Genomic DNA, 26,444 nt, shown 5'->3' with positions numbered 1-26,444 from the left:
AGTTTTATGAAGATATTAATCATCCAACACAAGATGATTGGAGATGTACTGATTACTTCATTATTGTGTGAGAATCTTAAAAAAGCTTATCCAAATGCAACAATAGATTATTTGGTGAATAGTAATACTTTGCCTGTTTTGGAGAATAATCCTTACATCGATAATAAAATTATTTTTGATGAAAAGCAGACAAAAGGTTTCTTTAAATTGATTCAATTTTCGAAACAAGTCAATCAAAATAAATATGATATTGTAATTGATGCTTACTCAAAAATACAAAGTTGGATTGATATTTTTATTAATAATGCACCAAAAAAAATATCATATAAAAAGTCTGGACGTACATTTTTGTACACCGATAATGTTATAAAGCACCATGAGCCAAATTCTACGTTAGGATTAGCGATAGAACATCGTTTAGAATTGTTAAAACCACTTGGTATAGATATTCCTTTGGCAACAGAACCAAAATTGTATTTAACCGAAAAAGAAATTCAAACTGCAAAAGAATTATTTCAACAACACAACGTTGATTTATCGAGAAAAACAGTGATGATAAGTCTTTTAGGTTCTGACCCGTCAAAAACTTATCCTTTAAATGAAATGGCCAAATTGGTTAATTTTATAGGCGAAAATTATAATGTTAATATTCTATTCAATTATTTTCCGAAACAACTAGCGCAAGCCAAAGAAGTTTATAATCAGTTATCAGAAACAACCAAATCAAAAGTTTATTTCGAATTATTAGGCGATGATTTACGTTCTTTTATAGCTATTGCAAACGAATGCGATTTGATTGTTGGGAATGATGGTGGCGCAATAAATATGTCGAAAGCTGTTGGTAAAAAATCATTTATTATTTTTTCGCCTTGGATTGATAAAAATGTTTGGGCAACTTTTGAAGATGGAATAAATCACACAAGTGTTCATTTAAAAGACTATTTTCCCGAAAAATTTGAGGGTTTAAATAATCGACAGATAAAAAAAGAAGTAAATAATTATTATTCATTGTTTGATTTTGAATTATTTAAAGGTAAGTTGTCAGAATTCTTATCAGAGCACATGAAATAAACTGATGAAAAATCAGTTTTATATACTAAACACGAAGCTATACGTTAAAATGTCTACTAAAATTTCAGCTTTGCTGATAACATACAACGAGGAAAAAAATATACAACGCTATTTGAATAATGTTGACTTTGCTGATGAAATAATTATTGTAGATTCTTATAGTACAGACAAAACGGAGCAAATTGCACTTCAAAATCCAAAAGTTAAATTTGTAAAAAGAAAATTTGACGATTTCACCAATCAACGCAATTATTCAATTTCATTAGCAAATAATGAATGGATTACTTTTTTTGATGCAGATGAAGGAATTCCAGATGAATTGAAGGAAGAAATTATTTCTACAATTAATAATAATCCTCAATTTGATGCTTATTTTGTGTACCGAAAATTCTTTTTCAAGAACAAGCATATCCAATATACAGGTATGCAAAATGATAAGGCAATACGTGTTTTTAGAAAATCTAAATCGCAATATCGCTTAGATCGTATGGTGCATGAAATTGTAGAATGTAAAGGCGAAGTTGGTTTTTTGAAACATAAATTAGATCATTATACCTTTGATAATGAACAAGAATATTTAGCAAAACTAAATAGTTATTCTAAGCTTCGTGCGCAAGAATTACATCTCAAAAAATTAGTTCCATCATTCTTTCATTATAATATTAAGCCAGCTTATCGCTTTTTAAGTTATTATATTTTTCGTCTTGGGTTTTTAGATGGTAAAGAAGGATATACAATTTCTAAACTGCATGCAATTTCGGTTGCGAATCGTTATAGATATTTGGATGATATTTACCGCGAAGAAAAATCAAAAACATCGATTAAGATCGAAGTTTAAGATTTTATTATAAATTTGTCTCAATTATAAAATACAATCATGAAAGCATATGTTTTTCCAGGACAAGGCGCTCAATTCTCAGGAATGGGAAAAGACTTGTACGAAAATTCTGCACTAGCAAAAGAATTATTTGATAAAGCGAATGAAATCTTAGGATTTGATATCACATCAATTATGTTCGACGGTTCTGCTGAAGATTTAAAACAAACAAAAGTTACACAACCAGCGGTTTTCTTACATTCAGTAATTTTAGCAAAAACAGTAGTAGACTTTAAACCAGAAATGGTTGCAGGACACTCTTTAGGAGAAATTTCGGCATTAGTTGCAAATGAAACCTTAGATTTTGAATCTGGTTTAAAATTAGTTTACAAACGTGCTTTGGCTATGCAAGCTGCTTGCGAAGCTAATCCGTCTACAATGGCTGCAATTTTAGGATTGGAGGACGAAATTGTAGAAAATGCGTGTAAAGAAATTGATGGTGTAGTAGTTGCTGCAAATTACAACTGTCCAGGACAATTGGTTATTTCTGGAGAGATTGAAGCAGTTAATTTAGCATGTGAAAAATTGAAAGAATTAGGCGCAAAACGTGCTTTAGTTTTACCTGTTGGTGGCGCTTTTCATTCACCATTAATGAAACCAGCTGAAGAAGAATTGGCAAAAGCGATTGAAGAAACAACTTTCAATACACCAATTTGTCCAGTTTATCAAAATGTATCAACAACCGCAGTTACAGATCCTGCTGAGATTAAAAAGAATTTAATTGCACAATTAACGGCTCCTGTAAAATGGACGCAATCTGTTCAAAATATGATTGCTGATGGCGCAACTGAATTTATAGAAGTTGGTCCAGGAAACACATTACAAGGTTTGGTTAAAAAAATAAATAGAGAAGTTTCGACTTCTTCTGCAAGCTAAAAAATGAAAAAATTCCGTTCTAATGGTAAATTATTCCTAATTGGGGAATATGTTGTGATGGATGGAGCAAAAGCATTTGCATTGCCCACAAAATATGGGCAATGTCTTTTTGTATCGCAACTTTCGGAGCAATCAAATGTTATTTATTGGACTGCAAAAAAGCACGATGATTCTTTATGGTTTGAGGTGAAATTTGAATTGAGTTCTTTAGAAATTCTAGAAACTTCTCATCAAAAATTAAGCGAATCATTGCAATCTATTTTACGTCAAGCAAAACAACTTAATCCATCTTTTTTTGAATCTAATCTCGCTTATAACTGCGAAACAAAGTTAGAATATCCGCAACAATGGGGATTAGGAAGTAGCTCTACTTTGATTGATTTGATTAGTAAATGGATAGAAATTGATCCGTTTGAATTGAATAAAATGACCTTCAATACAAGTGGGTATGACATTGCTTGTGCGCATAATAATCAACCAATTTTATATTCGAATCAACCAATTGTTGAGGTTGAAAAGCTAGAATTAAATTGGAATTTTATAGATGATTTATATTTTGTTTATTTAAATCAAAAACAAGATACACAGGCTGTTGTTGGAAATCATTATAAGAATAAACCGAAAGATTTAGAATTAATTAATGAATTATCTAATTTGGTAATTGAAGCTACAAAAGTGAAAACTTTACACGATTTTGAAGCAATTATGGATGAATACCAAGATAAATTAGCGGTATTTATGAATCAACCCAAAGTAAAAGATCTTTATTTCTCTGATTATACGGGGTCTGTAAAAAGCCTTGGCGCTTGGGGTGGAGATTTTGTTTTGGTTACAAAACGAAAAGGTTTCGAAGATTATTTTAAACAAAAAGGATACAATATAATTGTACCCTTTCGCGAAATGATTTTGTAATCAATTTTATTTATTTTTTACCAATTAAGGCTTTTAGTTTCTTTTTACGAGCTTGTTTTAATTGAAATTTCAGCTGAAATTCTTCCGTATAAAACCACATTTTATCACTTGTTTCTTGCTCGGTTTTGTTGTATAATTTGGCATATTCTTTTGCCATAATTTCAACCATATTTTTATACGGTGTAAGGCGAGAAAAATTCTTCATTCGTTGATCAAAATCCATCGAATTGTGAAAGTTCATTCGGTTTAAATCAACCAAATAGAATTCATATTTATTATCGTCAACTTGCTTTATCAGCGTATTTCCTGGCGAATGATCTAGAAATTCTATTCCAGCTTCGTGTAAATCAAAAGTGAATTTGGTAAATTGTTTCAAAATTTCTTCACGATTTGGCCAATTTTCAACTTCCACTAATTCGCGATACGTTAAATCAGCTTCCACTAATTCACAAAAATAATAACTATCTAAAAAAGAAATCGTCGCTTTATTTTCGACAAAAGCAATTGGATAAGGTGTTTTGAAACTATATTTAATCAGCTTTTCTGCATATTCATAAGAACGTTGAGCTTTCGATTTTCTAAAAAAACGGTACACAAATTTATTAACGATATTTGGAATTTTAAACGATTTTATCGTCGTAATTTTACCAGATTCTAAAGTCGTTTTTTTGATTGAATTTCGTGTTCCTTTTGCGATATATTGGTCAATCGAATCAAAATTAGCGATGATTGATTCGATTTCATTTTTTGTAGTCGGAAAATTATTATTTACAACAATTTTTTGTGTCATTTTATGAATAATTTTTAATGAAATTGATGATGAACTGATATTTCATTTTGAAGTGTCAAAGATATAATTATTTAAATAATTAGCTCGTAATTTTATTAAACCAACCATTCATAGTGTATTTTTCTAGTATTTCGGTTGGAATATCTTCATATTTTTCTTTAAAAAAGGAAGCGTCTATTTTGGGAAATTTTTTATCAATAACATAAATGTTTTTTGGATTATAAAAATCATAATTCATAATATCTTTATTTGTTGTAATTAATTTCTTTTTATAACCTAAAGATTCAAAAATTCTAAACGATAACCCTTCTTGATTTTCACGATTAATGTCTAAAAGAGTTTCACTTTCGTTGTTTAATTTATTAATTTCCTCTAAAGAAAGTTTTTGATCTATAATATCTAGACTTGTACTTTTATAATTCTTTTTATTTTTTAAGACAATAAATTTATATTTAATTGATAATTTACTTAATTCTATAGATAGATTATTTAATAGATTAAATCTTTTGTCCATAGAGGATACGTTAGAAATTTGATAAGTATAATTGGTAGTGTTTGATGAATTTGTATAAATCCAATTTGTAAGAAAATGCATGTTGTAATTTTTACAATCATCTTTTTCAAAAGAAAAAGATTTATCAAAATAGGAATGAACTTTTTTTATTTTAGGACATCTAGTAGAGGAATCATTAAAAAAAGCAATTGATTTTTTTGAATAATTTTTAAATTGTTTTATAGCATTTACATCAATAAAATCACCTTTTATTGTAAGAATTAAATCTTGTTTATCATTTGTCTTAAGTATTTTTAAAATTTCGTCACCGTAATAAATATTTTTTAAATTTTTCTGAAAAAATGTTTTTAGTATAAAATTGTAAATTTTTGAGAAAACGCTTGAATATTTGTATTTAAATGAATGAAAATCAATATGAATAACTTCATGTTTTTTTTCGTTTTTCAAGAAATTCACTAATTTTTTATTTAAACCCCAATTATCATAAGAAATTATTGTTATTTTCATAATTATTTAAATTTGCTACTAAATTAAAGAATATTTTATTAGCAAATAATATAATAGAGGAAGATTTAGTTTTTGAATTTCAACTATTTTATTCTTGAAAAAATATTTATTTGGAAATAAAACAACTATAAATTTCCAGACTTCTAAAGGATGCTTTAACTTTGCGACTTAAATTTTTTAAAATGTCAGATATAAACGAAATTGTAGCAAAACTAAAACAAGGCGAAACGATGCTTTATCCTACAGATACAATCTTGGGATTGGGTTGTGATGCAAAAAATGAAGCTGCAATTGAGAAAATTTATCAGATAAAAAATCGACCATCATCTAAATCGTTGATTATTTTGGTTGATTCTCCTAAAATGTTACAAGATATTGTCGAAGTACCAGAATTGGCTTGGGATTTAATGGATCTTAACGAAACACCGTTGACAATTATTTATGATGCGCCAAAAGGATTGCCTAAATCTCTTGTTGCGGACGATAATACAATCGCAATTCGGTTAACAGATGATCTTTTTTGTAAAAAAATTATAGGTAAATTAGGAGGACCGTTAGTTTCTACATCTGCAAATTTATCGGGAGAAATTTCTCCAAAAATATTTTCGGAAATGAATCCTGCTGTAATAGAGCGAGTTGATTTTGTTGTAGACGAAGCAAAAACTTTTCGACCACAGTTCACAGCATCCACAATAATTAAATTAGGTCTAGATAACGAAGTAAAAGTTATTAGAGACTAGTTTTTTTATTACAAAACTTTTACTTTTGCAAAATGAAAATCTTAGAAGCCGTATCAAATCCAATATTTAAAGCTGTTACAGAAGTTGCTGATCAAATCAATCAAGAAACTTATGTAGTAGGTGGTTTTGTGCGCGATTATTTATTAAATCGTGGTCAAAAGAAAGACATCGATTTTGTAACCGTTGGTAACGGTATTTTATTGGCTAAAGAATTATCAAATAAATTAGGAAATACTTCACAAGTTTCTGTTTTTAAACGTTTCGGTACAGCAATGTTTAAATACAATAATATAGAACTTGAGTTTGTAGGCGCTCGCAAAGAAAGTTATTCGGAAGATAGTCGTAAGCCGCATGTAGAAGATGGTACGTTAGAAGACGATCAAAAACGCCGCGATTTTACGATTAATACATTGGCAATTTCAATGAATAAAGATACTTTTGGCGAATTATTAGACCCTTTTAATGGAGTAGAAGATTTAGAAAATAAAATTCTTCGTACGCCGTTAGAGCCTAATGTAACGTATTCTGATGATCCTTTGCGTATGATGCGCGCCATTCGTTTTGCGGCTCAATTGGGTTTTGAGATTGAGGAAGCTTCATTTCAAGCAATTATTGATAATGCAGATCGTATTAACATTGTTTCTTTTGAACGTGTGATGGACGAGTTTCAAAAAATAATGATGACAGACAAACCATCTGTTGGTCTTTTATTATTAGAGCAATCAGGATTATTGCAGCATATTTTGCCAGAATTAATTGCCCTAAAAGGAATAGAAGAAGTAGAAGGGCAAAAACATAAAGATAATTTTTACCATACATTAGAGGTTGTCGATAATATTTCTGTAAACACAGACAACGTTTGGTTGCGTTGGGCGGCACTTTTACATGATATTGGTAAAGCAGTTACAAAACGTTTTGATAAAAAAGTTGGTTGGACTTTTCATTCGCACGAATTTGTAGGCGCTAAAATGGTTGTAAAACTATTTAGACGATTAAAATTACCGTTAGGTAATCAAATGAAATATGTACAAAAATTGGTGATGATGAGTTCTCGTCCAATTGCTGTAGTTACAGACGATGCAACAGATTCTGCATTACGTCGTTTATTATTTGATGCTGGCGAGGATTTTGAAGATCTAATTACGTTATGCAAAGCAGATATCACAACAAAAAATGAAAAGAAACAAAAACGTTTCAAGCAAAATTTTGAAGTGGTTGATCAAAAAATAAAAGATGTTGAAGAACGCGACAGAGTTCGTAATTTTCAACCTCCAATTTCGGGCGAACAAATCATGGAAATCTTTGATATTAAACCCGGAAAAGAGATTGGTATTCTAAAAAATGCAATAAAAGAGGCTATTTTAGAAGGCGAGGTAGAAAATAATTATAATTCTGCATTAGAATTTGTAATTAATATTGGAAAAGATTTAAATTTGGTACCGAAAAATATTTAGAAAGTGATATATAAAATTCGTGTTTTCCTTGACGCAAAAGAGGATGTTTTTAGAGACATAGAAATTAAAGAGCGACAAACTCTATTTACTTTGTACAAAGGGATTATTAGTGCCTTTAGTTTACAAGGAGAGGAATTGGCTTCGTTTTATGAATTAGATGAAGATGGAAATCAGGCAAAAGAAATTCCCTTAGAGGATATGTCTGATGATGGTACAGATGAAACAATGGCAGATTTTTATATCAAAGAAGCATTCGCATTAGAAGGTGATCGAATGATGTTTTTATATGATTTTATGGAAATGTGGACATTTGTTGCCGAATTAGTTTCGATAGAAGATAAACCAGCAGTTTTAAATTACCCATTAACAGTTTACCGTTTTGGATCGATGCCTTTAAAAGCACCTAAAAAAGACTTAATTGTTGATTTAGAAGATGAAGACGAAATGGATTTTGCAGACGATGCAGAATTAAATGATCTTCAAATGGACGACGACATTGATGTCGAAGATTTATAAAGAGCAAAAAATATTATATATCAAAAATCTGAATGGCAACATTCAGATTTTTTTTGCTTGTAACACAACAATTTGAAGTTTATTTATCATTCACAACCAACCATTTTTCTGTAACTTGCATCTACTTATAAAATATCACTATGAAACAGTTTCTGTTTTTTTTAACCATCCTAATAAATCCATTGCTTATGGCTCAATCTCCTTCGATTGATCAAAAGTGGAAAGAAATTGACCAACAAATGCAAGAAGGTCAATTTAAATCAATCCAACCAAAAATTGATGAAGTAAAAACTTTATCAAGAAAACAAAATAACGAGCAAAGCATAATAAAAGCCTTGTTTTACGAAGCAAAAATAAAAGTTGCAACTTCTGATGAAACAGACGATGTTAATTTTGTTTTTGATGCTTTCAAAAAAGAAATTGACGGAAAATCAAAAGTAAAAGACGCCATCGTTAGTTCGTATTTAGCGCAATTGTATCAATTGTATTTTAACGAAAATAGATGGACAATACAGAAACGTACAAATGTCGAAAATCAAACGTCGAATGATGTAAGATTTTGGACTGAAGAAACATTTACAAAAACAATCAATGCAAATTTTTCGAAATCTATTGCTGATAAAAATGTATTGTTGAATGAAAAAGTAGGCAATTGGAAAACTATTCTGAATTTTAGCAATGATAAAAAACAAACGCAATTACAGGCCGATTTAACGCCAACTATTTATGACGTTTTGGTGTACGATTATATCAATTATTTGACTGAAGATGATAATAAAGCGAAAAAAATAGAACTTTATAATGAGTTGATTTCAATCAATCAAAAGCAAAATAATCAAAATGCAGTTTTGTACAATGAACTGAATTTATTGAATTATAAGAACAGCAATATTTCGTCTTCAGATTTTGTTAATCAAAAGAAATCTTTGGCTACAAAATATCCACAAGCATGGTATTCTGCGTATGTTTATTCGTCTTTGGCAACAGATTTATATGATTTAGAAGAAAATAAATTAGAAAATATTAACCAAATTTTTGACATTCAGAAAAAGATTAATCAATTATATCCAACATCTTCAGAAAAAAAATCGATTGATACTTTAATTGCTAAAATCAATTCAAAAGAATTTAAAATTGAAGCAGAAAAATATATCACCGAAAATAAAAATGCGCCAATTAAAATTTCGCATAAAAATTTAGACAAGATTTATGTAAAAGTTTTGGCTTATAATGTCGGTTTTGAGGATAATGAAAAGCAAGATGCATTGTATGTTTATAACGACAATCGTTTAAAAGAAGCGCAAAATTTCTTAAATACGTTGAAAGTTGTAAATGAATATGCGATTGATTTAAAATCGTTTGATGATTATCAATTTCACGCATCGGTTGTTAAATTAAATCCTTTGGAAAACGGGCGTTACATCGTTTTGTTTTCTCCAGATCAAACATTTAACCTGAAATCGAAAGATGAGGTAGATTATATTGATATTGCCGCTACAAAATATGCGTTGAATGTATTGAATGATAAAATTTCGGTTGTAGATCGCGAATCTGGAAAACCAGAAAAAAATGTATCTGTAGAGATTTTAAATCGTTCTAATTACAATGTAAAAGATGATAAAAAAATAGTTGTTTCTGATAAAAACGGAGAAATTATTATTCCAACAAAATGGCAAAATTTTGAATACCGTGTAAAAAACGAAAACGCAATTTATTCGTCTTATGTTTATGATAACAATTACGATGAAGAAGACGCAATTAATCAAGTAAAGATTTTTACAGATCGTGCGATTTATCGCCCAGGACAAACTGTTTACTTTAAAGGAATTTTATACAATTCGAAAGATAAAAATAGACAAGTTTTAGTAAATAAGAAGTTGACATTTGTTTTAAATGATGTGAATGGAAAAGAAGTTTCTAAAATAGAATTAAAGACAAATGAATTTGGTTCTGCAAACGGAAATTTTGTATTACCAGCTTCTGGTTTAACCGGTAATTTTTCTGTAATTGCGAATGAAAATTCAAGACAAATTGGTTATTATTCATTTAAAGTAGAAGAGTACAAACGTCCAAAATTTGAAGTAGAAATAGAGGATAACAAAGGCGTTTATAGTTTAAATGATAAAGTTGTAGTAGACGGAAAAGCAATTGCTTTTTCGGGTGCAAATATAGATAATGCAAAAGTAAATTACCGCGTTTATCGTCAAGAGATTTTTACGTTTTGGCCTTGGTATCGTTCAATTCCAGCTGGTCGTGGACAACGAGAAGAAATTACATTTGGCGAAAAAGTAACTGATGCTTCGGGTAAATTTTCGTTTGATTTTATTGCAAAACCTGCATCGGATAAAAAGAAAGATGAAACACGAACGTACAACTATTTTGTAGAGGTTAATGTAACCGATATTAACGGTGAAACGCAGTCGACAACGTCTTCTGTAAAAGTTGGTGATACACGAATGGTGTTGAATGTTTTGGTAAATGATAAAACAAAATCAGACGATTTAAAAGTAATTAAAGTTGAAGTAAAAAACTTGAATGATGCTAAATTAGATGGAAAAGGTCATATCGAAATTTATTCGTTAAACGCTCCAAAAGAAGTTTTGCGTCGTCAAAAATATACAACAGATTATAATTTTTATTCGAAGGAAGAATTCAAGAAATTATTTCCGAATGAACCCTATGGCGATGAAATGAATCCAAAAACATGGTCAACTAATAAAAAGGTTTTTGAAGCTGATTTTGATACCAAAGTTTCGAATGAAATAAAATTTAACCAAGCAAATGATTTAGAAGAAGGTTATTATGTGGTAAAAGGTTTTGTGCTAGATGGAACGCAAAAAGTAGAAGTTGACCGTTTGATTTATGTTTCGAATGAGAAAAAAGCAAATGAAATTAAGACACTGTTATCTGTTTCGCAAAATAAAACATCGTATGAGCCAAATGATGTTGCAAAAATTGACTTCAAATCGGGCGCAAAAGATGCGTATGTGTATTATGAAGTAGAAGCGAATCAGAAAATTATTGACAAAGGTTTTATCGAATTAAATAAAAAATCATCTATTCAAATTCCAATCAAAGAAGATTATCGTGGTGGAATTTACGTGAATTATGTGATGACAAAATTTAATGACATTCAATCAGGAAGTTTACAATTAATTGTTCCATTTACCAATAAAACATTGAAAGTTACGGCTGAAGTTTTACGCGATAAATTGACGCCGGGCGCAAAAGAAAAATGGCAATTAAAAATTGAAGGACCAAATAAAGATAAAGTTTCTGCCGAAATTTTAGCAGGAATGTACGATGCTTCTTTAGATCAATTTGCATCTAATTCGCTAAGTTTTGATGTGTATGATATTACAAATCAACGTCGTTATAATCCATTTAATTTATCTCAATTTTATACGATAAATTCTTCAAGAACCATATATAATCAAGATCGTTATAACTTTTATAGCAATGGTTATACTGGTGCTGATTTATATTTATTTGATTTTGGTTTTAACCAATATCGTATGAAAAATAGAATGATGAAATCAGTTGCTCCATCTGCAAATATAAATAGAGACGGGAATGAATCTTCTCCACAAGATGGAGGAGGACCGGTTTTAAAAGAGTCAGATAGTTTTTATGTAACGAAATCATCATATAATTTAGGAGCAAATACTGTAACAGTTCGCGGAGCAAGTTCAATCGATTCAAATTTTAACGCTTTATATGTAATTGATGGTGTTGTTTATGATAAGATGCCAGATAATATAAATGAAGAGGATATACAAAATATAAATGTTTTAAAAGATGCTGCAGCAACAGCGTTATACGGTTCTCGTGGTGCAAATGGTGTTATTGTTATTACAACTAAAAAAGGCGCAAATGCGGCTTTAGATAATGTAAAAGCGCGTACAAATCTTAATGAAACTGCATTTTTCTATCCAAATTTAAAAACAGATGCAAACGGAAACGTAATTATAGAATTTACTTCGCCAGAAAGTTTAACAGAATGGAAATTTATGGCGATTGCGCACACTACAGATCTAAAAACAGGATATTTAGAGCAAAACGTACGCACGCAAAAAGACTTGATGGTTGTACCAAATATGCCAAGATTTTTACGCGAAGGTGATCAAATTTCGATTTCATCAAAAATCAATAATTTATCTGATAAAGTATTAAATGGTTCGGCGAAATTGATGTTGTTTGATGCGTTTACAAATCAACCAATTGATGCAGAATTTAAATTGAATAATGCGATTCAGAATTTTGAAGTTGCAAAAGGAAATTCAACACAAGTAACGTGGACAATCAATGTTCCGAAAAATATTTCGGCGGTTGTTTATCGCGTTGTCGCTTCGGCTGGAGATTTTTCTGATGGAGAAGAATCTGCTTTGCCAATTTTAACAAATCGTATGTTGGTAACAGAAACAATGCCGATTTATGTGAAAGAAGGACAATCAAAAACGTTTCAATTAGATCATTTAGCAACTAATAAATCAACAACATTAGATAATTTCAAATTAACTTTTGAGATGACAACCAATCCAATTTGGTATGCAATTTTCTCGTTGCCTTATTTGCGCGAATATCCTTACGAATGTGCGGAGCAAGTTTTCTCACGTTTATACGGGAATATGATTTCAGAAAAAGTGATTAATTCGAATCCAAAAATCAAAGCGGTTTTTGATGATTGGAATAAAAAAGGAGAATTGAAATCGAAACTTCAATTAAATCAAGAATTAAAAAATATCATTTTAGAAGAAACGCCTTGGGTTAAAAATGCTGAAAGTGAAGAAGAGCAAATGAAACAAATTGCGGTTTTATTTCAATTGAATCAAATGCAAACTGAAATGAAATCTGCGTTCCAAAAATTATCAGATAAACAGCAATCAAACGGAGGTTTTGCTTGGTTTGAAGGCGGTCGTCCAAACGAGTATATTACAACGCATATTGTTGCTGGTTTTGGTAATTTGAATAAAATGGAAGTTAATTATAAAGCTTTTGATATTGATGTTAACCCATTAATTAAAAAAGCGATTCAGTTTATGGATGACGAAAATTTAAAACGTTTCAAAGAATTTAAGAAAGATCAAAAATCATTTAAAGAAGTTACATATTCAGACGGTTTACATTATTTATATGCACGTTCTTTTTTCTTGGAACAATATCCAATGTCGGCTGAATTAACTGAAATGAAAACAGCAATGTTGAAAAATTTGAACGACACAAAATTAGATATTTCTTTACAACAAAAAGCAATGGCTGCTTTGGTTATGAATCGTTTCGGAATGCAAAATGAAGCAAAAATTGTTGTGAATTCTGTAAAAGAAAGAGCAGTTTTATCGGATGAAATGGGAATGTATTGGAAAGAAAATCAACCGGGTTGGTTTTGGTATCAAGCGCCTGTAGAAACACAAGCTTTATTGATTGAGGCTTTTGATGAAGTAACAAAAGATGTGAAATCTGTAGAAGAAATGAAAGTTTGGTTGTTAAAAAATCGTCAAACAAATCAATGGAATTCTACAAAAGCAACTACAAAAGCAGTTTATGCATTGATGAATACAGGGAAATCTTGGATTGATGCTGATAAAGGTATTGTTGTTAAAATTGGGAATAAAAACCTTGATTTAGATAAAAATGCGCAAGCTGGTTCTGGTTATGTAAAAACGTCTTGGAATAAGAACGAGATAAAACCAGAAATGGGGAAAGTAGAAGTTTCTAAATCTTCGCCAGGTGTTGCTTGGGGAGCAGTTTATTGGCAATATTTTGAAGATTTAGATCAAATAAAATCTAGTGAAACGGGAATCAAATTCAATAAGAAATTATACATCAAACAAAATTCTGATAAAGGACCAATCTTAAAAGAAATTACAACTGCAACGCCAATAAAAGTTGGTGATATTGTAACGGTTCGTTTAGAAATTTCGGTTGATCGTAACATGCAATTTGTACATATAAAAGATATGCGCGCAAGTGGTTTTGAGCCTGTAAATGTACTTTCTGGTTACAAATGGAAAGGAGAATTTGGGTATTATGAAAGCACGCGTGATGCGGCAACAAATTTCTTTTCGGATTATATGAGAAAAGGAACTTATGTTTTTGAGTATGATTTAAAAGCAAATAATGCAGGTAATTTCTCGAACGGAATTACGTCTATGCAAAATATGTATGCGCCAGAATTAAGTGCGCAAAGCGAAGGAATTCGTGTTGAAATTAAATAAGAATTAGAATCAATAAATCTAAAAGAGCTGAAAATATTTCAGCTCTTTTTTTATTATCTTTAATTTAAATTTTGATAAAAAAGTTAATTCTACTACATGAAAAAATTACTTTTATTTAATACTTTGTTGATTCCATTTTTAGGATTTGCGCAATTACAAACGATTTTTCAGAACAAAATAGATTCAATTTATGAGAAAAATAAAGATGCAATTGGAATTATTGTACATGTTGAAGCTCCAAAACAAAATATTTCTTGGAGTTATGCAAAAGGAGTTTCGGATATTAAAACGAAAGAACCATTAAATAGCGAACAACCCGTTTTGATTGCAAGTAATACCAAACCTTATGTTGCAGCTGCGATTTTGAGATTAGTTGAAAAAGGTCAGATTTCTATTGATCAACCTATTAAGAATTTATTGTCAAAGAAAACGCGTCAATTGTTTGAAAAAAAGGGTTACGATTTAAACGTAATTACTGTAAAACACTTATTGTCGCATACGTCTGGAATTCATGATTATGTAGATGATGCTTATTTTGGATTTGTAAACCAACATCCAAAATATAAATGGATAAAGGAAGAACAAATTAAAAGAGCAATCGATAATGGAGAACCTCAAAAAGTTGGTGAAAAGTTTAGTTATGGTGATATAAATTATTTGCTTTTAGCTGAAATTATTGAACAAAAAACACGTCAACCATTTTATACAGCGATTAGAGATTTGTTAAAATATAACGAATTAGGATTGACTAAAACATGGTTTATTGATTTAGAAAAATATCCCAAACAAACTTTAGCTCTTGCTCATCAATATTCGGATAAGTATAATTGGGATTCTTATGACATTAATCCGTCTTGGGATTTGTATGGAGGTGGAGGGATTGCTTCGACAGCTAAAGAATCTGCATTATTTTTTCAATATCTATTTGATGGTAAAATAATTAAAAATAAGAAGATTCTGAATGAAATGTCTAGTTATGTTTTGCCTTCAGATCAATCAAAGTATTGTTTAGGAATTTATCATTTTGATATGGGATTTAACGCCTATTACCATGGTGGTTGGTGGGGAACAGATGTTATATATTCTCCAGAATCTGAAGCAACGATTACTGTTTTTACTTTACAAAAAGGATTTCAACATATCATCAATCCATTTATAGGAAAAGAATTTCAGAAATTATTAATGAAGAAAGATATTGTAAAACTATAATAAAAAAGCCTCACAAATTGTGAGGCTTTTTTATTATTATGTAAAATGATTTTACTTTTTATTGTCTTGTAATCCAAAAACTTGTTGCAATAACGAAGTTGTTCTTAAAGCAGAGTTTCCTCTAATTCCGGTTTCTTTTTCAGCAACCATATTAAAAACACCATTTATTGCTTGTTGCGTTACATAAGCGTTTAAGTCTGGGTTTACAGTATTACCAGTAAGCGTATTGTACTTTGTAATCATATTATTCCAAACTTTATCAGCGCCAACTTTTCCTAAAGAAGCTTCAACTTTCGGCTCAAAAGCCTTTGTTAAATTAGCTGTCGTTTTAGACTTTAAGTAATTTGTAGCCGAATTATTTCCTCCTAACAAAATATCTTTTGCATCTGTAATTGTCATCGATGTTAATGCATTTACAAATATTGGAGCCGCTTCTGAAACTGCATCTTCGGCAGCAGTGTTCAATAATTTTACCCCTTTATCTGCTAAACTTCCTAAACCTAAAGAACGCAATGTTTTTTCTACCGTTTGCAATTCTTCTGGCATCAATATTTTAGCAACAGAATTGTTATAGAAACCATTTTTTTGACTTAATGATTTTATTCCGTCGTTTAATCCAATCGATAAAGCTTCTTTTAAACCAGATGCAACTGTTGCATTTGATAAGTTATTAAGCTTAGTTAAAGACGTCGCAGAAATAGTTTTAGTTTCTTGTGGACTAGTTATAATTTTTACTGAATCAACTTTTGCAGTAGGCTGTTTTGTTGATGTTGTTTTATTAGTTGTAGAAGTTTGAGTATTTACTTTTTCAACTTCTTTTTTTATTGTTCCAAAAATTGATTTTAAATCTTGTGCTTTTGCATTTGAAGCAAAAACTGAAATTAATGCAACACTAAAAATGGCTTTTTTCATTTAGGATATTTTTATACTTATTTTTAGGTATAATTCAATTATCTGACCAAAGATTAAAATTCACTTACAAAGTGTAATTTAACCGATGGAAACTTGTCTTGTGTCATTTGAATTGTAAACGGAGAATCCGCTAAAAATACCAATTGATTGTATTTATCTCTTGCTAAATAACGTTGTTTTACTCGTTTAAATTCTAAGAACTCTTCTGAGTTTTCATTCTCAACTTCAACCCAACATGCTTTGTGTACAGAAAAAGGTTCGTATGTTGCTTTTGCGCTATATTCGTGCTCTAAACGATATTGGATAACCTCGTATTGTAATGCACCAACGGTACCGATAACTTTACGATTATTCATTTCTAAAATAAATAACTGCGCCACACCTTCGTCCATTAATTGGTCAATACCTTTCTCCAATTGTTTAGATTTCATTGGGTCAGCATTGTTAATATAACGGAAATGTTCAGGTGAAAATGCAGGAATTCCTTTGAATGTGAATTTTTCTCCTTCTGTTAAAGTATCTCCAATTCTGAAGTTTCCTGTGTCATGAAAACCAACAATATCTCCAGCATAAGATTCGTCGATAACTTCTTTTTTATCAGCGAAAAATGCATTTGGAGCAGCAAATTTCATGTTTTTATCTTGACGTACGTGGTAATAATTTTTGTTACGCTCAAATTTTCCAGAAACGATTTTTACAAACGCTAAACGGTCGCGGTGTTTTGGATCCATATTTGCGTGAATTTTGAATACAAAACCAGAAAATTTATTTTCGTAAGGTTCTACAATTCTCAAATCTGTTTCTTTTGCTTGTGGAGTTGGCGCAATATCAACGAACGCATTTAGCAATTCGCGCACTCCAAAATTATTTAATGCAGAACCAAAAAATACAGGTTGTAAATTTCCGTCCATATATTCTTGCATATCAAATTCTGGGTAAACACCGTTTATCAAATCAATTTCATTACGAAGATTTGTAGCATAATCAGAACCAATTAAATCATCTAATTCTGGATTGGCTAAGTCTTCGATTTCTGTTGATTCAGAGATTTTTTGTTTATTATCTCCCGAAAATATATTGATATTTTTTTCCCAAATATTATAAATTCCTTTAAAAGTAGCACCAATACCAATTGGCCAAGAAAGTGGTGTAACTTGTAAACCTAATTTTTGTTCTACTTCGTCCATCAAATCAAAGGCATCTTTTCCTTCGCGGTCCATTTTATTAATGAAAACCAACATCGGAATTTTGCGCATACGACAAACTTCTACCAATTTGATTGTTTGTTCCTCTACACCTTTTGCAACATCAATTACCACAATCGCAGAATCTACGGCAGTAAGCGTACGGAAAGTGTCTTCAGCAAAATCCTTGTGACCAGGCGTATCTAGAATATTAATTTTTTTACCTCTATATTCAAATGCTAAAACAGAAGTTGCAACAGAGATACCACGTTGACGCTCAATTTCCATAAAATCGGAAGTTGCACCTTTTTTGATTTTGTTACTTTTTACCGCTCCAGCTTCTTGAATTGCCCCACCAAATAATAATAATTTTTCGGTTAATGTTGTTTTACCAGCATCGGGATGGGCGATAATTCCAAAGGTTTTTCTTTTATTTATTTCTTGTACTAAAGACATCTTAATCAAATTTTCAGGTTGCAAAGATAGTTTATCTATAGAAAACACGAAACATTATCGGTGATAGAATATTTAAAAGTAAATTGCGTTATCATAAAATAGAGGAGATTGACCTATGAAAAAGATATTTTACATTTTTTTGTTGATGATTAGTGGATTTGTTTGGGGGCAGATTGCTGATTTTAATAATTTGTGTATCAATAATTCTAATTTGAGTTTAGATAATACGTATTATGATTTTAAATTTAAAACTCCAATCGGATGTTCTCAAGATCAAAATAGTAGCTATAAGAGTATAAATTATTATAAAGTAGTTACTGGAGGTAGTTTTGAATTTGTATTACGTTCATCTAAATTGGTAAATTTTCACGTTTGGATTTTATCAGAAACAGAACTAAGTAGTTTTTTTTTAAATAAAGAATCACGTTATAATGCAGTAAGGTCTTCATATACTGTAAATAATAATGAGAAAGGATTATTCAATACAATAACAGATGAATGTGAATTTTATGGAGCTGCTGATGGTAAATTAAAACCAATTGATGTTGCTGCTGGACAATATGTTGTAATAGGGGTTTTAGGTGCAGATATTAATACAAATTTTACTATCAGTTCAGGAGGAACAGCAACTGTTTGCGAGCCTGAGCCAGAAAGAGGGACGCTTGATTATAACAATAAATGTGTGAGTGATCCTTATAAATTAGCTGATGTTAAAAATGATATTAAAGCTAATATAGCAAGTCAGTTTGCTGACAATACAATTGATGTAAATAAAATAAAATTATTTGTTACAGAAACTTCAATTTCTGAAAAAACTTCAGATATTGTATCAGCTGATGGACCTAATCAAACATATTATGCAAAAGTTTATGACGACCTTGGTAGGTTAAAATATATTTATAAATTAACATTTTATTTTAGAGCACCACATAATTTTAATTCCTTTTTTTTTAATGGGAATAGTGAGCTTAGAAATTTTAATACATGTAGTACTGTTTTTAAATGGAAAGGAAAAAGATGGTATTTATATGAATATTTAAATTTGGCAGATGTTTCTGATTATGATATTCTATACATAAAATATGTAGATAAGAATGGAGTAAATCAACGAATAGATGACCCAGAAAATTCTTATGATATTGACATTCCTATTGGAGGAACTTTAATATTAGAAATCTTAGTTAAATCTGTAAACCCTTTAAAGTGTGATAATCAGTCTTTTATAAATCAATCAATAACTAATAATACATTAACATTGAATGATGAATATTCTATGAATGTTTGTGAAGGTTCAGTTTTTAACTACGATGAAGTCTTAAGAACTATGTTTCCAGCGGGATATTCAGGTTACGAATTAATAACTTCAAGAGCTAATAATTCTATTCTAAATTTTGGAACAGAAACTGAATTAGTAATTCCAGTTAAAGTAAAATATGGTCTTGATGATTGTATAACAAGAGAAGTTAATATAAGAATTAAAAAAACTTCTCCTGCAAACATTGCAAATGCAGAAATTAAAAATATTTGTTTGGATGATTTTTCTCAAGCTGATGTAAATAATGCAATTACAACAATTCAAAACGGTAATTTATATCAATTAAAATATTACCAAACAAACGGAACTTCAATTGCTTTTGCAGATTTATTTACTTACATAAAAACAACTAAACAAGGCAAAATAATTGTAAAGGCTTTAGCTTCAGAAAATACAGCTATTTGTGATACAGAGGTTGAATTAACGTTTAATTTAGGTGTATCATCTTTTGTTAAAGTAGATAATATACCAACTTTAAATTCTACATGTGCTGAAGTTGGTACTGGTTATATATTTACAAAAACAGAAATAGAAACTTATTTAAAATCAAAATTAGGAAGAGCAGACATTACTTTTGAAGGAGTTGGAAATGAAACTTTAGCTGATAACGCATCAACAACAATTCGATTTAAAGTTAAATTAAATAGTGAATCTTGCTGGTCTGAGGAAATGATACTTAAATTACAGGTAATTACAAAGCCAAATGTTATAAATGCTTCGCGAGAATTACAAGCAGATTGTGATAACTTGATTATAATTAACGAATCTATTTTGAAAGATTTATTTGGAGTAAATTCTACTACCATTTATGATTACGAAATTTTACACAATAATTCAACGCCATTAATTTTTGATACAAATGGAAAGACTGAAATAAAAGTTATTTTCAAAAATAAATTAGCTGGAACTTGTTTTGTAGAGAAAACAATTATTGTCAATAAAAAACCAACTTTAATAACTCCACCAAGTTTAAATGCAGATATTGAGGCTAAAAAAATAGTATATTGTGAAGATAATATTGATGCTGCAAAAACTCAATTAACAACTCTTTTAAACTATATAAAAAGTACGTATAATTTAGAGGCAAGAATAACAGTTGAAGAAATTTTCAACCAATTTATCGACGATGAAAATTTTGTAGAAGTTGTATTTTATAATCCTAATTCGTGTGGAGAAATAAAACTGAAAATTGGGTATAAAAAGAATGGTTTACCAAATATTATTGTTCCAGCAAAAGGATTAATTTGTACAGATACGTTATTTGAACTTGATTTTACTACGCAAACAGATTATGCAAATTATAATTATAGTGTAGAAAAAGCTGATGGAACACGAATAATAGGTATAGATAATTTTCACCTTGATGCAGGAACATATAAAGTGACAATAGAGGATAAAATAACATTATGTTCTGTTGTTAAAACCTTAGTTGTCGAAAATTCTCCTGAACCAATTCTTGAGAAAATTACAGTTAACGAAAAAAGTATCATTGTTACAGCAAAAGGTTCGGGTAAATTAGAATATGCTTTGTTTGATGAAACAGGAAATATTGTAGTTGCTTGGCAAACAAATAACGAATTAATTATTCCAGAAAATATAACGAATAATAATTTCACCGTAAAAGTGAGATTAAATAATTGTGGTGTTGTAACTTATACAAATATTATTTATTTAGCATTACCAAGTTTTATTTCGCCGAATAATGATGGGAAAAATGATTTTTGGCAAGCAATGACTAAAAATGGTAAAGTAAATGATACAACAAATTCATATAGATTGATTATTTTTGACCGTTACGGAAAACAATTTTTAAACAAAGAAGGTATTGATATTATAAAATGGGACGGTATGCATTTAGGGAAACCAGTTGCAGACGGTACTTATTGGTATCTTTTAGAACCGATTGGCGAATCGGGTGTATTGCAAGTTAAATACACGGGTAGTATAGTCGTAAAACGTAAAATAAATTAGTTGCTTGAAACATTTTTATGAAGAAATTTTCACTTTTAGTAATCACATTACTTTCACTTTCAAAAGTAGAAGCACAACAAGGCTTACCATTTTATAACCATTATTTGGTAAGCGATAAAATGTTGATTAATCCATCGTATGCAGGTCAAAATCCAGAAGTTATTTCAATTTCAGGAACGCACCGCAATCAATGGGACGATTTGCCAGATAGTCCAAGTACGCAAACCGTTAGCGCGCACGGAATTATTATTGATCGTTTAGCAATTGGAGCATCATTTTTTAATGACCGTAATGGTGCCGTAAAAATGACAGGATTTGGTTTAACAGCCGCTTATCATATTCCGTTAGAAGACCGCGAATATGATTCGGAAGAGGCAAGTGTTTTCTCGTTTGGGGTTGGTGCATCTAATGTTTCACAACGTTTTGATTTGTCTAAAGTAATTGCAGAAGATGGTAGCGATCCTGCTTTAAATGAAGATAAATATTCTACATTTTTTGTGAATTTAGGATTGTCATTTAAGTACGCAAATTTCTTTGGTGGTGTTTCTGTTTTAGATATTCCACTTTCTCAAAACGAATATTACATCAATAATATAGAGCCTTTGCCAACGTGGTATTATTTTAATTTCGGGTACAATTGGCACTTGTCAGAAGGTATTGCGTTAGAGCCATCTTTGGTTTATAATATGAATTCGAGCTCTGAACGTCATTTAGATTTAAATTTGATGAGTAACATTAGTTTCGGAGACAATGGACAAGGTGTAGGAATTGGAGTAGGATACAAGCAAGGAATGGATTCTAAAAATAGTAATCCGTTATTTGTTTCGCCAATTCTGAAAGTAAAAGTTGGATCTATAAAAGCAGGAATGTCTTACGATATAGGTTTGTCAGATTATCAAGTTGATGGACGAAAAAATGGTTTTTTATTTAGCTTAGGTTTTGATTTACAAAATCCGTGGGGCACAAGATTTGATTAGAAATTTTAAAAATAAAACATAAAAAAACTCCAACTAATTTTAGTTGGAGTTTTTTGTTATTGTAAAGGTGCAATATTTAATTGTACATCTCTTTTAAAAATAAAATAAGGTTGTAAATTTTCTCGAGTTACAATTTTTTGTCCACGTTGCGAACCTGCAAATCGTGAGTAACCAGCTCCAATTCCAAAACCGACTTCATTTTTCAAAACATAAATCTGACGATAAAAAGGGTAATAACCATATCTCAAATTATAATTTGATGGTTCAAAAATTTTTCCTTTATCATCAACAATCGATAAGATTTTTACATGTTTCAAATACTCAATGATTTTTGGATTTCCTTTATCACTCAAAACATTTAATCCAATAATTCCGATTGCTTTTGGATCTTTTTTTACAAAATCAATCACTTTATCAGCATCGCCCATCGCCGTAACATTTGTGCCTTTTGGTACAGTCAATTTTAATTTTTCGTTTATTGTATTAAAATTTGCCGAATTGGGATGATCAAAAACAAAAGTAGTTTTTGGATTGGCTTGATATAAATTTTCTTTAATTTCTTTTTGACTGATAGAATCGATTGGATTATCAACCGAAGTAATAAAAATTGCAGCATCTAACGCAATTACAGAAGAAACATAATTGATTTTTGTTTTTTCAAATAAATGTTGTTGTTGCGCTTTTGTCAAAGGTTTACCAACAAATAAAAGTGGAATTTTACCTTCGTAAAAATCTTTAATCGCTTTTTCTTCAATTTCTTCTTTTATATCAATTTTTACATCTGGATAATCAACCATATACATTTCTGCAAGCGATTTCGCCAAATTCTTAAAACTAGGATCTACCGTTATTGTTAAGTTTCCATACTCGTGTAAAGCTCTTTTTACAGGAGTTTTATTGGCTTGTTTTTCCAATTCGGTTTTTGCCTCCTTGTCTTTACAATTAACCGATGAAAAGGCAACAAAAGTTGCAAAGGCTAATAAACTAATCTTTTTGATCATTTTTATAACTTTTTATAGCACGATATACACGAAATGCGCCGTAAACAATAAATAAAATACCAAGTAACATGGCTTTTATATCATCTAATTTTATAACGAAAAATTGATATTTCCAAGTAAAAATCCCGATCAAAAGATAACCGAAACCGATCAATCCGTATGCAATATTTTTATTCATAATTCGCAACGAAGTTACAATTTTATTGTGTTAACTGTAACTTAAAAATTAAATTTGTGTGTGTATTTTTTCTAAATAAGCGAAACCATTGCGCCTAAAATAGGGACGCAATGGTTTCTGAAAGAAAAGTATTTTATATTAATTTGTTGTTTGAAATTTAACTGGAATAGAGAAAATTAAATTTGCATCCGAACCATCTTGTAATTTTGCAGGCGTTATTTTTTTACCTTTTCTTAAAATTTGTTTGTTGATTCTTTCTAACGCAATTTTTGCTTCTTTTCCTAAATCTTGGTTACTTCCACTTAACGATTTTACTTGATAAATTTCTCCATTTGTATTGATAATGAATTGCATTTTTGCAGCAGCAGAAGTCATATTGTTTTTAGACGCAGTTTCTGCAAAATCACTTAATTCATAACCCAACTCTTTCGAGATTTTTTCGCTCATACACTTTGTTAAAGCGTCATTTCCTTTTTTGCTTTCGCTTTCGCAACCAGGATAAATTGCCATAACAGCTGCATTTCTTGTCGTAATAGCAACATTAGGTTTTTTCTCCGGAAAAGTCGGTTTTCCTTCAGGTTTGTCTGTGTTTTGAGGACCTTTTATGTCTTTCTCTCCATCACTCACTTCTCCACCGCCAGTTTGTCCTTTGCTTTTATCGCCATCTCTATCAAAAGCGCCCAAATCTTTCTCTTTTAATTCATCTACAGATTGTATTGTTTCCTCAACAATCGGTTTTTCTTTTGGTGTAGGCATAATATGTTTCGCCTGATCTGTGTTCAATTGCAAACGTTTTACCTCTGTTGGCGGATCTTCTTTTGGTGGAATTACAGTTTCGTCTGGTTTTTCGGGGTCAATTTTTGTCATATCAACCGTAACTACTTTTTGAAAATCATCTGTAATAATTATATCTTTTGTTGCTTTATGATTTGCATACAAAGTTCCACCAGTTGCTAAAGCAACAATTCCGATTCCAATAAAAAGAGATTTCATTAAATCGTGATTCGCAATTTGACGCAATTGATACGCGCCATATTCTTTGTTTCGGTTTTCGAAAACAATGTCTAAAAATGTTTTGTTACTCATATCATAAAATTTTAAGGTTAATTACTCTTTTTCTTTATAGATTCACATTTTAGCAAAAAGGTTGGTTGAGGTTTGAATTATTTTCTAAAAAAGTTTAATTTTATTAGAAAGTCTATTTTTATGGAGCTAAAAATAGGATAGAAAGTTTGACGACTATTTTTAACTCTAAATATGATTTTTATTTGCTTGACAGATTTAATTCAACAAACTTCACTTTACATTTAGTGCATTTCGTGTTTAAAGTTTATCTTTGTACACTTAAATTTTAAACAAAATGCCAAGAATACTTACAGGAGTTCAAGCAACTGGAACTCCGCACTTAGGAAATATTTTAGGAGCAATTTCACCAGCTATTGATTTAACTGAAATTGAAGGAAATGACTCATTTATCTTTATTGCAGATTTACATGCTTTGACGCAAATAAAAGATGCAGAAGTTTTAAGACAAAATACGTACGAAGTGGCTGCAACATGGCTTGCATTAGGTTTAGATCCATCAAAAGTGGTTTTTTACCGTCAATCTGATGTTACCGAAACAACAGAATTAACTTGGTATTTGTTAAACTTTTTCCCTTTTCAACGTCTTACATTAGCGCATTCTTTTAAGGATAAAGCAGATTATTTGGCAGATGTAAATGCTGGATTATTTACATATCCAATTTTGATGGCAGCAGATATTTTATTGTACGATGCCGAAATGGTGCCTGTTGGTAAAGATCAATTGCAACATTTAGAAATTACACGTAATGTGGCTGAGAAATTTAACCATCAAATGGGCGAAACATTTGTATTGCCACAAGCTGCTATTGACGAAGATATTATGTTGATTCCTGGTACTGACGGAAACAAAATGTCTAAATCAAGAAATAATTTCATCAATATTTTCTTGCCAGAAAAACAATTGCGCAAGCAAGTAATGTCTATCGAAACAGATTCTACACCGTTAGAAGATCCTAAAAACCCAGATACAGACAATGTTTTTGCATTATACAAATTATTAGGAACACCGGAGCAAGTAGAAGAAATGCGTCAAAATTATTTGAATGGTGGTTACGGTTACGGACATGCGAAACAAGCGTTGTATGAAGTTATTTTAGAAAAATATGCGGATGCACGTATTCGTTTTGATGAATTAATGAATGATAAACCAACTTTAGATGCGTTTTTAGAAAACGGTGCATTAAAAGCACGTGTTGTTGCACAAAAAGTTTTGAAACGTACACGAGCTAAATTGGGCTTAAAATAATAAAACATTATAGAAATAAATAGTTGCGCTATTGTTAATATTTATATCGAGCTTTATTTAATCTCGTTTTAAATAGGTACCTTTGTAGTAATAAAATTTAATTCAAATGATTAAAATTTCAGAAACAGCAAAAATAAAAATAAACTCACTAATGCAAGAAGACGGTTCATCAATCGAAGAATCTTTTGTTAGAGTAGGAGTTACAAGTGGAGGATGTTCTGGTTTAAATTATAATTTAGAGTTTGATAAAGAACATAAACCAGAAGATAAAGTGTTTGAAGATAACGGTGTAAAAGTAATCGTTGATAAAAAATCATTCTTATACTTAGTTGGTATGACACTTGAGTATTCGGGAGGATTAAACGGAAAAGGATTCGTTTTTAACAACCCAAATGCGACAAGAACATGTGGTTGTGGTGAAAGTTTTTCGATGTAAT

At 30.3% G+C, this 26,444-nt stretch carries 20 protein-coding genes; 13 read left to right on the top strand and 7 right to left on the bottom strand.

Annotated features, from left to right (window positions below; all coding sequences use genetic code 11):
• Window positions 1-6 precede the first annotated feature (6 nt).
• Genes BM072_RS13680 through BM072_RS13665 form a run of 4 tightly spaced genes read left to right on the top strand, consistent with a single transcriptional unit; the run spans window position 7 to window position 3,736 of the window.
• Window positions 7-1,071 (top strand): glycosyltransferase family 9 protein, encoded by a 1,065-nt coding sequence (locus BM072_RS13680; RefSeq protein ID WP_245752202.1) that lies wholly within the window; start codon window positions 7-9, stop codon window positions 1,069-1,071.
• Between the two features lie 49 nt (window positions 1,072-1,120).
• Complete coding sequence (locus BM072_RS13675; protein ID WP_092909580.1) at window positions 1,121-1,909, top strand: glycosyltransferase family 2 protein; 789 nt, start codon at window positions 1,121-1,123, stop codon at window positions 1,907-1,909.
• Window positions 1,910-1,948: 39 nt separating this feature from the next.
• A complete protein-coding gene (gene fabD, locus BM072_RS13670) occupies window positions 1,949-2,824 on the top strand; it encodes an ACP S-malonyltransferase (RefSeq protein ID WP_092909578.1) in 876 nt (291 codons plus the stop codon).
• A gap of 3 nt (window positions 2,825-2,827) precedes the next feature.
• A complete protein-coding gene (locus tag BM072_RS13665; RefSeq protein WP_092909576.1) occupies window positions 2,828-3,736 on the top strand; it encodes a GYDIA family GHMP kinase in 909 nt (302 codons plus the stop codon).
• A gap of 10 nt (window positions 3,737-3,746) precedes the next feature.
• Here BM072_RS13665 and BM072_RS13660 read toward each other — a convergent pair whose 3' ends face one another.
• The gene (locus BM072_RS13660) at window positions 3,747-4,526 is read right to left on the bottom strand and encodes a lipopolysaccharide kinase InaA family protein (protein WP_092909574.1); all 780 of its coding nucleotides are present in this window, start codon (window positions 4,524-4,526) and stop codon (window positions 3,747-3,749) included.
• 79 nt (window positions 4,527-4,605) lie between these two features.
• Complete coding sequence (locus BM072_RS13655; RefSeq protein ID WP_092909572.1) at window positions 4,606-5,547, bottom strand: WaaS/CpsH family glycosyltransferase; 942 nt, start codon at window positions 5,545-5,547, stop codon at window positions 4,606-4,608.
• Window positions 5,548-5,738: 191 nt separating this feature from the next.
• Here BM072_RS13655 and BM072_RS13650 point away from each other — a divergent pair, with 191 nt between their 5' ends.
• The 5 genes from BM072_RS13650 to BM072_RS13630 all read left to right on the top strand — a co-directional run bounded on the left by BM072_RS13650 (window position 5,739) and on the right by BM072_RS13630 (window position 15,681).
• Window positions 5,739-6,287 carry an L-threonylcarbamoyladenylate synthase gene (locus BM072_RS13650; protein WP_092909638.1) on the top strand — a complete coding sequence of 183 codons (549 nt, stop codon included), beginning with the start codon at window positions 5,739-5,741 and terminating at the stop codon, window positions 6,285-6,287.
• A gap of 32 nt (window positions 6,288-6,319) precedes the next feature.
• The gene (locus BM072_RS13645; protein ID WP_092909569.1) at window positions 6,320-7,741 is read left to right on the top strand and encodes a CCA tRNA nucleotidyltransferase; all 1,422 of its coding nucleotides are present in this window, start codon (window positions 6,320-6,322) and stop codon (window positions 7,739-7,741) included.
• 3 nt (window positions 7,742-7,744) lie between these two features.
• Window positions 7,745-8,257 (top strand): IS1096 element passenger TnpR family protein, encoded by a 513-nt coding sequence (locus BM072_RS13640; RefSeq protein WP_092909567.1) that lies wholly within the window; start codon window positions 7,745-7,747, stop codon window positions 8,255-8,257.
• A gap of 188 nt (window positions 8,258-8,445) precedes the next feature.
• Window positions 8,446-14,472, top strand: coding sequence for an alpha-2-macroglobulin family protein (locus BM072_RS13635; protein ID WP_177190322.1), 6,027 nt, complete (start codon window positions 8,446-8,448; stop codon window positions 14,470-14,472).
• 96 nt (window positions 14,473-14,568) lie between these two features.
• On the top strand, window positions 14,569-15,681 hold the full coding sequence (locus tag BM072_RS13630; protein ID WP_092909561.1) for a serine hydrolase domain-containing protein: 1,113 nt from the start codon (window positions 14,569-14,571) through the stop codon (window positions 15,679-15,681).
• 51 nt (window positions 15,682-15,732) lie between these two features.
• Here BM072_RS13630 and BM072_RS13625 read toward each other — a convergent pair whose 3' ends face one another.
• Both BM072_RS13625 and BM072_RS13620 read right to left on the bottom strand, forming a co-directional pair.
• Window positions 15,733-16,593 (bottom strand): DUF4197 domain-containing protein, encoded by an 861-nt coding sequence (locus BM072_RS13625; RefSeq protein WP_092909558.1) that lies wholly within the window; start codon window positions 16,591-16,593, stop codon window positions 15,733-15,735.
• 53 nt (window positions 16,594-16,646) lie between these two features.
• Window positions 16,647-18,233, bottom strand: a complete 1,587-nt coding sequence (locus BM072_RS13620) for a peptide chain release factor 3 (RefSeq protein WP_092909554.1) — start codon at window positions 18,231-18,233, stop codon at window positions 16,647-16,649.
• 115 nt (window positions 18,234-18,348) lie between these two features.
• Between BM072_RS13620 and BM072_RS13615 the strand changes: the two genes are divergently transcribed.
• Both BM072_RS13615 and BM072_RS13610 read left to right on the top strand, forming a co-directional pair.
• The gene (locus BM072_RS13615) at window positions 18,349-21,519 is read left to right on the top strand and encodes a T9SS type B sorting domain-containing protein (RefSeq protein WP_092909550.1); all 3,171 of its coding nucleotides are present in this window, start codon (window positions 18,349-18,351) and stop codon (window positions 21,517-21,519) included.
• A gap of 17 nt (window positions 21,520-21,536) precedes the next feature.
• Entirely contained in the window at window positions 21,537-22,496 is a 960-nt protein-coding gene (locus BM072_RS13610) for a PorP/SprF family type IX secretion system membrane protein (protein WP_092909547.1), read from the top strand.
• Between the two features lie 56 nt (window positions 22,497-22,552).
• On the opposite strand, the gene BM072_RS13605 is transcribed toward BM072_RS13610, so the two are convergent.
• The 3 genes from BM072_RS13605 to BM072_RS13595 all read right to left on the bottom strand — a co-directional run bounded on the left by BM072_RS13605 (window position 22,553) and on the right by BM072_RS13595 (window position 24,761).
• Entirely contained in the window at window positions 22,553-23,497 is a 945-nt protein-coding gene (locus BM072_RS13605) for a PstS family phosphate ABC transporter substrate-binding protein (RefSeq protein ID WP_092909543.1), read from the bottom strand.
• On the bottom strand, window positions 23,481-23,675 hold the full coding sequence (locus BM072_RS13600; protein WP_092909539.1) for a hypothetical protein: 195 nt from the start codon (window positions 23,673-23,675) through the stop codon (window positions 23,481-23,483). The genes BM072_RS13605 and BM072_RS13600 overlap by 17 nt, the downstream gene beginning before the upstream one ends.
• Window positions 23,676-23,813: 138 nt before the next feature.
• The gene (locus BM072_RS13595; RefSeq protein WP_092909537.1) at window positions 23,814-24,761 is read right to left on the bottom strand and encodes a hypothetical protein; all 948 of its coding nucleotides are present in this window, start codon (window positions 24,759-24,761) and stop codon (window positions 23,814-23,816) included.
• 274 nt (window positions 24,762-25,035) lie between these two features.
• Between BM072_RS13595 and trpS the strand changes: the two genes are divergently transcribed.
• A complete protein-coding gene (gene trpS, locus BM072_RS13590) occupies window positions 25,036-26,007 on the top strand; it encodes a tryptophan--tRNA ligase (RefSeq protein ID WP_092909531.1) in 972 nt (323 codons plus the stop codon).
• A 106-nt stretch (window positions 26,008-26,113) separates the two neighbouring features.
• Window positions 26,114-26,443, top strand: a complete 330-nt coding sequence (locus tag BM072_RS13585) for a HesB/IscA family protein (RefSeq protein WP_092909527.1) — start codon at window positions 26,114-26,116, stop codon at window positions 26,441-26,443.
• The last annotated feature ends 1 nt before the right edge of the window (window position 26,444 follow it).

This window comes from Algoriella xinjiangensis, from assembly GCF_900115015.1.
GTDB lineage: Bacteria > Bacteroidota > Bacteroidia > Flavobacteriales > Weeksellaceae > Empedobacter > Empedobacter xinjiangensis.
The sequence above is the reverse complement of the archived record's forward strand: the minus strand, read 5'-3'. Positions and strand labels throughout refer to the sequence as shown.

Bases quoted from the DNA above. Each gene is read 5' to 3' on its own strand.
- BM072_RS13680 (WP_245752202.1), top strand. From the start codon at position 7: ATGAAGATATTAATCATCCAACACAAGATGATTGGAGATGTACTGATT.
- BM072_RS13675 (WP_092909580.1), top strand. From the start codon at position 1,121: ATGTCTACTAAAATTTCAGCTTTGCTGATAACATACAACGAGGAAAAA.
- fabD (WP_092909578.1), top strand. From the start codon at position 1,949: ATGAAAGCATATGTTTTTCCAGGACAAGGCGCTCAATTCTCAGGAATG.
- BM072_RS13665 (WP_092909576.1), top strand. From the start codon at position 2,828: ATGAAAAAATTCCGTTCTAATGGTAAATTATTCCTAATTGGGGAATAT.
- BM072_RS13660 (WP_092909574.1), bottom strand. From the start codon at position 4,526: ATGACACAAAAAATTGTTGTAAATAATAATTTTCCGACTACAAAAAAT.
- BM072_RS13655 (WP_092909572.1), bottom strand. From the start codon at position 5,547: ATGAAAATAACAATAATTTCTTATGATAATTGGGGTTTAAATAAAAAA.
- BM072_RS13645 (WP_092909569.1), top strand. From the start codon at position 6,320: ATGAAAATCTTAGAAGCCGTATCAAATCCAATATTTAAAGCTGTTACA.
- BM072_RS13635 (WP_177190322.1), top strand. From the start codon at position 8,446: ATGGCTCAATCTCCTTCGATTGATCAAAAGTGGAAAGAAATTGACCAA.
- BM072_RS13630 (WP_092909561.1), top strand. From the start codon at position 14,569: ATGAAAAAATTACTTTTATTTAATACTTTGTTGATTCCATTTTTAGGA.
- BM072_RS13625 (WP_092909558.1), bottom strand. From the start codon at position 16,593: ATGAAAAAAGCCATTTTTAGTGTTGCATTAATTTCAGTTTTTGCTTCA.
- BM072_RS13620 (WP_092909554.1), bottom strand. From the start codon at position 18,233: ATGTCTTTAGTACAAGAAATAAATAAAAGAAAAACCTTTGGAATTATC.
- BM072_RS13615 (WP_092909550.1), top strand. From the start codon at position 18,349: ATGAAAAAGATATTTTACATTTTTTTGTTGATGATTAGTGGATTTGTT.
- BM072_RS13610 (WP_092909547.1), top strand. From the start codon at position 21,537: ATGAAGAAATTTTCACTTTTAGTAATCACATTACTTTCACTTTCAAAA.
- BM072_RS13605 (WP_092909543.1), bottom strand. From the start codon at position 23,497: ATGATCAAAAAGATTAGTTTATTAGCCTTTGCAACTTTTGTTGCCTTT.
- BM072_RS13600 (WP_092909539.1), bottom strand. From the start codon at position 23,675: ATGAATAAAAATATTGCATACGGATTGATCGGTTTCGGTTATCTTTTG.
- BM072_RS13595 (WP_092909537.1), bottom strand. From the start codon at position 24,761: ATGAGTAACAAAACATTTTTAGACATTGTTTTCGAAAACCGAAACAAA.
- trpS (WP_092909531.1), top strand. From the start codon at position 25,036: ATGCCAAGAATACTTACAGGAGTTCAAGCAACTGGAACTCCGCACTTA.
- BM072_RS13585 (WP_092909527.1), top strand. From the start codon at position 26,114: ATGATTAAAATTTCAGAAACAGCAAAAATAAAAATAAACTCACTAATG.